General features: G+C 62.1%; 2 protein-coding genes. One reads left to right on the top strand and one right to left on the bottom strand.

Features of this window, described 5'->3' with window-relative positions; genetic code table 11:
* Positions 1–52: 52 nt before the first annotated feature.
* Positions 53–913 carry a Dyp-type peroxidase gene (locus HX869_RS31050; RefSeq protein WP_177054849.1) on the bottom strand — a complete coding sequence of 287 codons (861 nt, stop codon included), beginning with the start codon at positions 911–913 and terminating at the stop codon, positions 53–55.
* Between the two features lie 159 nt (positions 914–1,072).
* Between HX869_RS31050 and HX869_RS31045 the strand changes: the two genes are divergently transcribed.
* A complete protein-coding gene (locus HX869_RS31045) occupies positions 1,073–2,698 on the top strand; it encodes an NADP-dependent glyceraldehyde-3-phosphate dehydrogenase (protein ID WP_102369501.1) in 1,626 nt (541 codons plus the stop codon).
* Positions 2,699–2,808: the final 110 nt, after the last annotated feature.

The following is a 2,808-nucleotide window of genomic DNA, read 5'->3' as shown; positions in this document are numbered from 1 at the left end:
AACCATAGGCGGCCGTTACCTAAATAATGGATATGTACCCCGAACAAAAACCTCAGCGCACCAAGCTCAAATCCACCCGCCCATCACGCACCGGCGGACACCAGTAATACCCCCCAGTCAACGGCTTGCTAATGCGATACAACCCATCAACAATCCCATCCTCAAGCCCACTCATGCGGCGCAGTTGGGCTTCAAACGCATCAAACGAATGCCCAAACGCCAGGAACATCAACCCCGCCTGACCATTCTCGGCCCATGGCATCGACCGCCGCACCACAAACGCCTCCGGGGTAAAACTCTCCTGAGCCGTACGCTTGGTGTGCGCCGACTCCGGCGCGTCCTCCAGCTCCTCGTTATCACCATGGCGCCGACCAATAATGTGGTCCCGCTCCAGAGCCGGCAACGCCGCAAACCCATCCAGATCATGCTGCCACTGCTGGATCGCCGCAAAACTCGCACCACCCTGCGCCACCGCAGCCTCCACCGCCGCATCATCATGCGGATTCTCAGTGCCGTCCTCATAGTCGGTCAGGTCAAACCCGGTCTTGTAGCGAAACCCCTCGGTCATCTGCACCAGACCAAACCCCGGCGCCAGGGCCTTCTCGAACGCCCGGCTGCGCAACAGCAACTCACCGCGATCCACACCGTGCAACCAGACCCACAGCGCCTGCTGGGTCGACGGATTCTCCGCCCCCGGCCCGCTCACACGAGGGAACGCCCGCAACCCGTCAATCCGGGCGCCAAGGGCATTGACCAGCGGCTCACCAAAACCGACCACCGCACTGGCGTCCACCAACTGCACCAGCGCATCCAGTGCAGCAGGCACGGCATCCAGCGACTCAATGGCAAAAAACAGATGGCGTGCCTGCAACGGCACCGGTGCGGCAAGAATGCCCGGCTGGTACTGACTCATGTGAACTCCTTCAAGAAAGCCGCGCAGTTTACCCGGCGAGCTCACGGTTGTGCTCAAGGTTTTCCAAGGTTCGCGGGTTAATGCGTCTAGCCCTTGCCACACGGGCCGTTGATGGGTGAATCTCTAGTCACGTTTTGCAACCATTCCAGGGGTAGCGACATGACCACCGACAACCTGCTCGCCCAGCTGTTTCCCACTGCCGCCGAGATTCCCGAGCAATTCCGGCTCGCGGCGCCCATCGAACAACGTGATTACCTGGTCGGCGGCCAGTTGCATGTGTGGAACGGCCCCTTGGCCGAAGTGCGCAGCCCGGTGCAGTTGCGCGGCACCGACGGTGACACGCCGGTGATCATCGGCAGCACCCCGCTGCTGGACGCCGACACCGCCTTGACCGCCCTCGACGCTGCCGTGGCCGCCTACGACCGTGGCCAGGGCGCGTGGCCGACCATGCGCGTGGTGGATCGCATCCAGCATGTCGAAGCGTTTTTGCGGCGTATGCGCGAACAGCGTGACGCAGTGGTCAAGCTGCTGATGTGGGAGATTGGCAAGAACCTCAAGGACTCGCAGAAAGAGTTCGACCGCACTTGCGACTACATCACCGACACCATCAACGCCCTCAAGGAACTCGACCGCCGCTCCAGCCGCTTCGAGCTGGAACAGGACACCCTGGGGCAGATCCGCCGGGTGCCACTGGGCGTGGCGCTGTGCATGGGCCCCTACAACTACCCGCTGAACGAGACCTTCACCACGCTGATCCCGGCGCTGATCATGGGCAACACCGTGGTGTTCAAGCCGGCCAAGCTCGGTGTGCTGCTGATTCGCCCGTTGCTGGAGGCGTTTCGCGACAGCTTCCCGGCCGGCGTGATCAACGTGATCTACGGCAGCGGTCGCGAGACGGTCAGCGCGCTGATGGCCAGCGGCAAGATCGATATCTTTGCGTTTATCGGCACCAACAAGGCCGCCAGCGATTTGAAGAAACTGCACCCGAAACCGCACCGCCTACGCGCGGCGTTGGGCCTGGATGCAAAGAATCCCGGGATCGTGCTGCCGCAGGTCGACCTGGACAATGCGGTCAACGAAGCTGTCACCGGTTCGCTCTCGTTCAACGGCCAGCGTTGCACCGCGCTGAAGATCCTGTTTGTGCATGAGGACGTGGTCGACAGCTTTATCGAGAAATTCAACCGCAAGCTGGCGACCCTCAAGCCTGGCATGCCGTGGGAAGACGGTGTGTCGCTGACGCCACTGCCCGAGCAGGGCAAGGTGGATTACCTCGGCGGCCTGGTGACCGACGCATTGGCCCACGGCGCCAAGGTGGTGAACGAGAATGGCGGCGCCAGCCGTGGCTCGTTTTTCTACCCGGCGGTGCTGTACCCGGTGAACCCGCAGATGCGCGTGTACCACGAGGAGCAGTTCGGCCCGGTGGTGCCGATCGTGCCTTACCGCGACCTGGAGACGGTGATCGACTACGTGCTGGAGTCGGACTTCGGCCAGCAACTGAGTATCTTCGGCACCAGCCCGAGGGAAGTCGGGCGCCTGGTGGACGCGTTCGCCAACCAGGTGGGCCGGATCAACATCAATGCCCAGTGCCAGCGCGGGCCGGACAGTTTCCCGTTCAACGGGCGCAAGAACTCGGCCGAGGGCACGCTGTCGGTACATGATGCGTTGCGGGTGTTTTCGATCCGTACCCTGGTGGCGACCAAGTTCCAGGCGAGCAACAAGGAACTGGTCAGTGACATCCTGCAGGAACGCACGTCGAGCTTTCTGACCACTGACTATATTTTCTGAGCCCGACACCGCTCTAAAAATGTGGGAGCGGGCTTGCTCGCGAAAGCGGTTGTTCAGTCGCCGGATGTATTGACTGACACGCCGCCTTCGCGAGCAAGCCCGCTCCCACA

The organism is Pseudomonas sp. P7779, assembly GCF_013386315.1.
GTDB lineage: Bacteria > Pseudomonadota > Gammaproteobacteria > Pseudomonadales > Pseudomonadaceae > Aquipseudomonas.
This window is presented reverse-complemented; position numbering and strand designations above follow the sequence as displayed.

What these genes read in the sequence shown, in the direction of transcription:
- HX869_RS31045 (WP_102369501.1), top strand. Translation starts at nt 1,073, where the DNA reads ATGACCACCGACAACCTGCTCGCCCAGCTGTTTCCCACTGCCGCCGAG.
- HX869_RS31050 (WP_177054849.1), bottom strand. Translation starts at nt 913, where the DNA reads ATGAGTCAGTACCAGCCGGGCATTCTTGCCGCACCGGTGCCGTTGCAG.